The following is an 8,008-nucleotide window of genomic DNA, read 5'->3' on the forward strand; positions in this document are numbered from 1 at the left end:
GTCCGTGGAATGGTGGAGCGGCGGCGCGGGCGCTCAGGCGGCCGGCGCCGCCAGGGCGTCGTGCCGATGCGCCGGCTGCGCCGGCGGGGCGGCCTGCGGCGCGGGCGTGCCGCCGTCGCGCGCGATCTGGCCGTTCTCGATCTTGATCACGCGGTCGGCCACGCCGAAGTAGCGGTCGTCGTGCGAGATCACCAGCACCGCCTTGCCCTGCGCGCGCAGCTCGGGCAGCACCTCGCGGTAGAAGATCTCCTTGAACAGCGGGTCCTGGTCGGCCGCCCATTCGTCGAGCACCAGCACCGGGCGCCGCTCCAGGCAGGCCACGATCAGCGCCAGCCGCTTGCGCTGGCCCTGCGACAGCGCCTGCGTGGTGAAGCGCCCGGCGCGCACGCTGACCTTGTGGGCGAGCTGGAAGCGCTCGATCAGGCGGTTGGCCAGCGCCTCGTCGCGCGGGTCGTGCGCCAGCAGGGTCTCGAACAGGTGGAAATCGGAGAACACCGCGGAGAACAGCGTGCGGTAGTCCGCCAGGTGGGCCGGGTCGACCGCCGCGCCGTTGTGGCGCGCCTCGCCGGCCAGCGCCGGGTAGAGCCCGGCCAGCAGCTTGGCCAGCGTGGTCTTGCCGCTGCCGTTGCCGCCCACCAGGAACACGATCTCGCCGGCGCGCAGCTCCAGGTCGAGCGGGCCCAGCGCGAAGAAGCTGTTCTCGGCCTCGTGGAAATAGCGGTGGCTGGCGCCGGCCAGCGCCACCGAGACGAACGGCGTCGCGGGCAGCGCGCGCGCGGGCGCTTCCGGCTCGGCGTCGGCGCCCAGCGCCTCGATGCGCGCGTAGGCCAGGCGCCCCATGCTCAGCGCCGGCAGCGCGTTGAGCAGCGACTCCAGCGGCGACATGATGTACAGGAACATGATGGTGAAGCCGGTCATCACCGCCGGCGCCAGCGGCGTGGCGCGCGGCATGAACAGCACGCCGCCGATCACCGCGAAGAACAGGAAGCTGCCGAAGCCCAGCGCCACGAAGAAGATCGACAGCCCGCGCGTGCGCGCGCCGCGCACCGCCTCCAGCGAGGCTTCCAGCCCGTCGCGCAGGAAGCTGTGCTGCTTGTCCTGGTTGAGCTTGAGCTCGCGCGCGCCCGCCACCAGCGCCTTGAACTGGCCATGCAGCGCGTCCTGCGCAGCGCTGGCCTGCTTCAGGTGCACCAGCGCGCGGCGGTGGTTGCGGTGGTAGAACCACGAGCCCGCCAGGATGATGGCGCAGGCCACGGCGAAGGTCTGCCACGACAGCCACGCCAGGTAGCCCAGGCAGCCCAGCACCACCATCGCGTTGGTCAGCACCACCGGGATCACCGACAGGCCGTTGGCCACGTGAGTGCTGTCGTCGGCCAGCGCGGCCTGCACGCGCGCGTTGCCGGTCTGCTCGATATGCGCGTAGGGCGCGCCGATGAAGCGCGCGCAGATCTGCGCGCGGATGCGCGCCAGCGCGCTCTGGCTGACCTGCACGAACAGCGTGGAGGCCAGCGTGCGGCACGCCAGCACGGCCAGCGCCAGCGCCGCGAACGGCAGCGCCAGCCGCGCGGCCTCGGCGCCCTGCGTGGCCAGCACGCGGTTGATGACCGCGATCATGCCCACCGAGCACAGGCCGGCGGCCAGGCTGGCCGCGGCGGCCAGGACGATGGTGAGGCGCAGTTTGCGCGGCAGGGAGGAGAGAAGCGTCATGGGGTCGCGGAGATGGCGGAAGGTGGCGGGCACTGCTGGATAGACGTGCGGCGCGCGGCGAAAGTTAGCGGCGGCCGCGCATCGCCCGCGCGGCGGCGGCGCGTTAAATTTCCGGCGGCGCGCTTCGTCACGGTGACGTGGGCGGCCTTGCCGGCATGGCCGCGCCGTCACGTCAGGAGATCCGATGATTGCTTCGCTGGCCCCGTTCTTCGCCGGGGCCTTGCGCCCGTTCGGCGAGCGCGTGGGCGTGGCCGCCGCGCGGCCGGCAGCCCCGGCCGGCGGCGCGCCGTGGCAGGGCGCCTTCGGCCAGCCGCAGGCGCGCGACTGCCTCGCGCGGCAGGCGCGCGCGCTGGGCTGCGGCGACCTGCGCGCGCTGGCCGCCGCCTGGTTCCGCGACTACACGCTGGCGCTGCTGCCCAGCGCGCTGGTGGCGGCCGCGCTGCTGCGCCGGCAACTGCCGTTCGACGCGCCGCAGGCAATCTGGCACGGCGCCGCCGACGGCCTGCTGGCCTGCCTGCTGCTGCCGGACGAAGGCGAATGCCGGCAGGCGCCGCTGCCGGACCTGCTGGCGCCATTGGTGAACGCGCATCTGCCCGGCGTGGTGGCGGCGCTGTCGGCGGTAGCGAAGGTGTCGCCGCGCCTGCTGTGGTGCACGGGCGGGGTCGCCGCGGCCGGCGTGGCGCGGCAACTGGCCGCGCACCCGGCGCTGGCCGCGCCGGCGCGCGCGGAAGTGGCGGCGTGGATCGGCCAGGCGGTGTCGGACGGCGGCATCGCCAATCCGTACCACGGCGCTTTCCGGCCGGGCAGGGAGCCCGGCACGCCGGGCGTGGCGCCGCTGCGGCGCATCTGCTGCCTGAACCACCGGCTGCCCGGCGAGGGGCACTGCGGGACCTGTCCGCTGCCGCAGGCGCGCGCGGGGAAAATGGAAGCCGTCGCGCAGACGGTCCCGGTGGCGGCCCGCTGATGCCGCGTCTGTCCGGCGTTATTCAGCGGCGCTATTCAGATTTCGGATCCTTCCACCTCATCGGCACCGGCATCGCCGCGCGCCGATGCGCCTGCCGGCGCGCGGCGGCCGTCGCGGAACTGGCGCCACTGCCGCCACAGCAGCCGCGCGGTGACGCCGACCGGCACGGCCAGCCCCAGCCAGCACAGCCAGTCCCAGGCGCCGTCGCCGAAGATGCCCGCCGCCAGCCCGCCCAGCGAGAGCAGGCCGAGCAGGACCGGCATCGGCCAGGTATCGCGCATCAGGCGCCCGCCGTTGTGGTCGTTCACGTCCGTGTCCTTCATGCCTGGTCCCCGGAAAGCTGCGGCGGCTGCGGCTGCGGCTGCGGCTGCGGCTGCGGCTGCGGCTGCGGTGCGCGCGCGCCGGCCGCGCCGCGGCGCGGCCGCTTGAGCCAGAAGATGAAGCCGGTCACGGTGGCGCCGGCGGTGATGGCCGTGAGCAGCGCCCACAGCACCTGCAGCGGCCGCCCGGCGTAGTCGCCGAAATGGAACGGCGCCGACAGCAGCAGCACCTGCAGGTACCACGGCATGCCGCGCACGGCGGCCACCTTGCCGTCGCCGGCATCGACCAGCACGATGGCGTACACGCGCTTCTGCAGCTCGGTATGGCCGCGCAGCACCACGCCGTAGTGGCGGCCCGTGGAAAACTCGGTGCCGGGATAGAACACGAAGGCCGGGTCCTTGCCGGGCACCACGGCGCGGGCCGCGTCCAGCGCGCGGTCCACCGGCACCAGCGCGCCCGGCGCGGGGCCGGGCAGGGTGGCGATCAGGTGCTGCAGCTCGGTCTTCTGCCACAGGCCGATGATGAGCGGCGAGAACGACAGGAAGGTGCCGGTCAGCCCGACCACCAGCGCCCACACCATCACCACGATGCCGAACAGGTTGTGCAGGTCGGCCTGCACCACGCGCACCGGCTTGCCGAAGCGCAGCAGGCCGAAGGCCAGCTTGCGCATGAACGGGCCGTACAGCACCAGCCCGCTGACTAGGCTGGCCACCAGCAGCACGCCGATGAAGCCGATGAAGAACTGGCCCGGCAGGCCCAGGAACAGGTTCAGGTGCAGCTTGAGGATGAAGCCGCTGAAGGTCTCGCCGGGCGGGCCGGGCTTGCGCGTGGCGCCGGTGGCGGCGTCGAACTGGACGGTGGCGCCGTTGCGCAGCCTGGGCTCGCCGGGCGGGCCGACGCGCACGCCCACGGCGTCGGGGTCGTCGTCGCTGAACGAGACCGACTTGGGCGCCCAGCCGGGCCTGGCGGCGCGCGCCGCGTCCACCAGCGCCTGCAGCGGCGGGCGCGGCGCGCTGGCCGCCGCGCCGCGCTCGGCCGCCACGCTGCCGTGGTGGTCCTGGCCCAGCATGGCATCGATGTCTTCATGGAAGATCAGCAGCAGGCCGGTCACGCACAGCACCAGCAGGTTCAGCGTGCACAGCAGGCTGGTCCAGCGGTGGATGGCGTACCAGATGCGCAGCGTAGGCGCTTTCATGGGGGTCCTTTCTTATGCGTGCCGGTGCGCTGCCGCCGGCCCGTCCGTCGCCGGGCGGGCCGCGCGGTGCTTACCAGCGGTAGCTCAACGTGCCCACCACGGTGCGGTTGCGGCCGTAATAGCAGTTGGTGGCGCTGTCGCAGGCCGCCACGTAGGTCTTGTTGAACAGGTTGTTGACGTTTACGCGCAGCGTGTAGTGCTTGGCGATGGTGTAGCTGGCCGCCAGGTCGACCAGCGTGAACGACGGCACCGAAATCGTGTTGGTGGCATCGAAGCTGCCGCCCACGTAGCGCACGCCGCCGCCCAGCCACACGCCGGCCAGCGGGCCGCCGGAGAGGCGGTAGTCGGCCCACAGCGAAGCCATGTGCCTGGCCACGTAGGGCGGCACCTTGCCGGCATTGGGCGCGCCCGGGCCGGCCTTGGTCACTTCGGCATCGGTGTAGGTGTAGGACGCCAGCACGTTGAAGTTCGACGTCACCGCCCAGGTGCCTTCCAGCTCGATGCCGCGCGAGCTCACCTCGCCGATCTGCGAATAGAAGCCGTTGACCGGCGCGGTGGTCAGCACGTTGCGCTGGGTCAGGTCGAACAGCGAGATCTGCGCGAAGCTGCGCGAGTTGGCGGGCTGCCACTTGACGCCGGCCTCGTACTGGCGGCCGGTGGTGGGCTCGGGCGTGCCGCCGCCGTAGATCAGCGTGCTGATGGCGGGCTCGAACGAGGTCGAGTAGCTGACGTACGGCGACAGGCCGAACGGGCCTTCGTACAGCAGGCCGGCGCGGCCGGTGAAGCGGCCATCGTCGGTCTTGGTGGTGGAGGTGGCGTTGGTGGCGATGGTGCGCGTGTCGGTGTTGACCTTGGCCTTGTCGTAGCGGCCCGCCAACTGCACCACGAAGCGCTTGTCGATCTTGACCTGGTCCTGCAGGTAGAAGCCGACCTGGTCGCGCGTGGTGTCGGTGTCGGTCTGGTAGGCCGGGCGCACGAAGTTGCCGTAGACCGGGTTGAACACGTTGAGCGCCGGCTCGTTGGCGCTCTGGCCGAACAGGCGGTCGAAGGTGGAGCGCTGGTAGTCCACGCCCACCAGGAAGGTGTGGTCGAAGATGCCGTGCGAGAGCTTGACCTGGGCCTGGTTGTCCACCGTGAACAGGCTGTACGACTCGTTCGAGATCAGGCCGATGCGGCGCAGGTTGAACGGGCCGGTGGTGTAGTTGGTCAGGCCGCCGTTGCCGCCGATGTCCTCGTAGCTCACATGCAGGTGGGCGTAGCGCAGCTTCTGGCGCACCGTCAACACGTCGTTGAAGCGGTGCGAGAACTCGTAGCCGACCATGTACTGCTCGCGCTTGAACAGGTCGAAGTCCGGTTCGCCGGTAAACAGGTTGGTGGGGATGCGCTGGCCGTTGCCGAGCCGGCTGACCGTGCCCACCGCGGGCAGGAAGTTGCCGCTGTTGCCCGAGCGGTCCTTGTAGGCCTGCGCGTAGAGCGTGAAGTTGGTGGCGTCGGTCGGGCGCCAGGTGATCTGCGGCGAGATGAACAGGCGGTTGTCGTCCACGTGCGGGGTCTGCGTGCCGCTGTCGCGCGCCAGCGCGGTGACGCGGTACAGCAGCTTGCCGTCCTGGTCGATCGGGCCGGTGAAGTCGCCGGAGACTTCCTTGCGCGCGTTGTTGCCCACGCTCACGTTGAGCTCGTGCTCCGGGGTGTCCTGCGGGCGCTTGCTGACCTGGTTGATCATGCCGCCCGGCGAGCTCTGGCCGTACAGCACCGAAGCCGGCCCGCGCACGATGTCGATGCGCTCCAGGCTGTAGGGCTCCAGTTCCCAGCCGCCGTAGCCGCCGGAGTGGGGCAGCTTCAGGCCGTCCCAGTACTGGCCCTGCTGCGAGGCCAGGAAGCCGCGGATCAGGTAGTTGCCGCGGCGCGTGTCGTAGATCGGCTCGGTGCGCACGCCGGCGGTGTAGCGCAGCGCCTCCTCGACCCGCTCCGCGCCCTGGGCGCGGATCTGGTCGGACGTCACCACGCTGATGGACTGCGGCGTCTCGGCGATGGTCGCGTCGGTCTTGGTGGCCGATACCGTGTTCCTGGCCCCGTAGACCGGCGCGGCGGCGCTGTCGGCGCGCACGCTGACCGCCGGCAGCTGCGCCTCGCCCGAGGCCGCCGTGGTGGTGGCGCCGGACTGCGCGTGCGCCATCTGCGCCGATACCGCCAAGGCCAGCGCGCTCAGCGCAAGATGTCGGTGATTGGCCTGCGCCCTGCGCGACCCGACCGATTTGCCCGTTTTCATGTTTCTCCCCTAAGTCAAAAATCATCGCGGCGGCGGCGCGCGGCGCCGCGTGTTCCGCGATGGCGAAGCAGCACGCCACACGGCGCGCAAAACCCGCTGGAGGGCCGGGCCCGCGCCTGGCGGCCGGGCAGCCCGACAGATGGGCACGCCCCGGCGGGCCGGGCCGGTTCTGCGGCGGCGCGGCCTGCGGGTGGTCCCTGGAATTCCGTGATGGCCGCGATTGGCGATGGGGAGCCGGTGCGGCCCGCCCCGACGGCGCCGGCCCGCCTGCGAGGCAGGGCGGGCCGGTCCGGTGGCGCCTTGGCGCCGGGCGGTCATATCGACCGCAATTCTAAATGCAAATCATTAGTATTCGCATCCGAATTTTCGTTTTTACCCTACTCCGTCAGCAGGGTTGTGGTTTGCATGCCATTGCCCGCGCCGCCGGCAGTGGCATTGCCGGGGGCCTGCCGGTCCGGCGCCAGCGCGGCCAGCGCCTCGGCCAGGCGGGCATCGCGCACGATGGCGTGATGGTCCACGCCGTCCAGCACGGCCTCGCGCAGCGGCGCGCCCTGCCATTGCGCCAGCCGCGCGGCGGCCCCGGCGCGGCCGGCGCGCCACCACACCGCCAGCGGCGCGCGCACCGGCGGCAGCGCGCGCAGCGCCCCGGCCAGCGTGCCCAGGCGGTGGGCCGCCAGGAACATCTGCGCCAGCTCGTCGGCGCCCAGCGTCTGCTGCCGCGCCGGCGCGCCGGCCATCAGCGGCGCCAGCAGGGCGCGCACGGCCGCGGCGTCCGGCTCCGGCTCCGGCTCCGCGTTCACGTCCGCGCCGGCCGGCATCGGCAGCGGCGGCGCGTGCGGCAGCATGCGGCGGGCAAAGTCGGCCAGCGCGGCCCGCCAGCGCGGCGCCGGCGCCGTGGCGCCGGCGTTCGGCTGCGGCACGAACGGATCGACCAGCACCAGCCACTGCACCTGCTGGCCCTGCGCCTCCAGCTCGCGCGCCATCAGCGTGGCCAGCGTGGCGCCGAGCGACCAGCCCAGCAGCAGGTAAGGCCCCTGCGGCCGCGCCGCGCGCAGTTCGCGCACGTAGTCGCGCGCCATCGCCTCCAGCGAGGCGTCGCGCCAGTCCGGGTCCAGCAGCATGCGCGACTGCAGGCCGTAGACGGCGCGCCCGGCGCCGAGGCGGCGCGCGATCTCGTCGTAGTCGAACAGCGTGCCCAGCGCCGCGTGGACGCAGCACAGCGGCGCCGGCGCGGCGCCGGCCGGGCCTTGCGCCAGCACGCGCAGCGCGGCCGGCGGCGTGGCGCCGGCCACCGGCGCGGCGGCGGCGTCCGGCAGCAGCTCGCCGATGGTCGGCGTGCGCATCAGGTCGCGCAGCTTCAGCGCCAGCCCCAGCGCCTTGTTGGCGCGCACGCGCGAAATCACCTTGAGGCTCAGCAGCGAGTCGCCGCCCAGCTCGAAGAAATGGTCGTCCAGCCCGACCCGCTCCACGCCCAGCACCTCCTGCCACACTTGCGCCAGCCAGCGCTGCGCCTCCGTGCGCGGCGCCACGTAGGGCCGCTCGCCCTCGGCGG

6 protein-coding genes are annotated in these 8,008 nt (G+C 72.7%); 1 reads left to right on the top strand and 5 read right to left on the bottom strand.

Going from position 1 to position 8,008, the window contains the following annotated elements; all coding sequences use genetic code 11:
* Nucleotides 1–33 precede the first annotated feature (33 nt).
* Nucleotides 34–1,707 carry a cyclic peptide export ABC transporter gene (locus tag KF708C_RS30555; RefSeq protein WP_059415406.1) on the bottom strand — a complete coding sequence of 558 codons (1,674 nt, stop codon included), beginning with the start codon at nt 1,705–1,707 and terminating at the stop codon, nt 34–36.
* 184 nt (nt 1,708–1,891) lie between these two features.
* On the opposite strand from KF708C_RS30555, the gene fhuF reads away from it, so the two are divergent.
* Nucleotides 1,892–2,671 (top strand): siderophore-iron reductase FhuF, encoded by a 780-nt coding sequence (fhuF, locus tag KF708C_RS30560; protein WP_059415408.1) that lies wholly within the window; start codon nt 1,892–1,894, stop codon nt 2,669–2,671.
* A 35-nt stretch (nt 2,672–2,706) separates the two neighbouring features.
* Here the strand turns inward: fhuF and KF708C_RS30565 are convergent, their stop codons facing one another.
* The 4 genes from KF708C_RS30565 to KF708C_RS30580 all read right to left on the bottom strand — a co-directional run.
* Nucleotides 2,707–2,979 carry a hypothetical protein gene (locus KF708C_RS30565; protein ID WP_156174026.1) on the bottom strand — a complete coding sequence of 91 codons (273 nt, stop codon included), beginning with the start codon at nt 2,977–2,979 and terminating at the stop codon, nt 2,707–2,709.
* A gap of 11 nt (nt 2,980–2,990) precedes the next feature.
* On the bottom strand, nt 2,991–4,187 hold the full coding sequence (locus KF708C_RS30570; protein ID WP_063923090.1) for a PepSY-associated TM helix domain-containing protein: 1,197 nt from the start codon (nt 4,185–4,187) through the stop codon (nt 2,991–2,993).
* Between the two features lie 70 nt (nt 4,188–4,257).
* Nucleotides 4,258–6,456 (bottom strand): TonB-dependent siderophore receptor, encoded by a 2,199-nt coding sequence (locus tag KF708C_RS30575; protein ID WP_063923091.1) that lies wholly within the window; start codon nt 6,454–6,456, stop codon nt 4,258–4,260.
* Nucleotides 6,457–6,833: 377 nt separating this feature from the next.
* Nucleotides 6,834–8,008, bottom strand: a 1,175-nt coding sequence (locus tag KF708C_RS30580; RefSeq protein WP_231586641.1) for an alpha/beta fold hydrolase, incomplete at its 5' end; no start/stop codon positions are given.

Origin of the sequence: Cupriavidus basilensis (assembly GCF_000876015.1) — a bacterium.
Lineage (GTDB): Bacteria > Pseudomonadota > Gammaproteobacteria > Burkholderiales > Burkholderiaceae > Cupriavidus > Cupriavidus basilensis_B.

Excerpts from the sequence above, each read along its gene's own strand:
- KF708C_RS30555 (WP_059415406.1), bottom strand. The coding sequence starts at position 1,707 with ATGACGCTTCTCTCCTCCCTGCCGCGCAAACTGCGCCTCACCATCGTC.
- fhuF (WP_059415408.1), top strand. The coding sequence starts at position 1,892 with ATGATTGCTTCGCTGGCCCCGTTCTTCGCCGGGGCCTTGCGCCCGTTC.
- KF708C_RS30570 (WP_063923090.1), bottom strand. The coding sequence starts at position 4,187 with ATGAAAGCGCCTACGCTGCGCATCTGGTACGCCATCCACCGCTGGACC.
- KF708C_RS30575 (WP_063923091.1), bottom strand. The coding sequence starts at position 6,456 with ATGAAAACGGGCAAATCGGTCGGGTCGCGCAGGGCGCAGGCCAATCAC.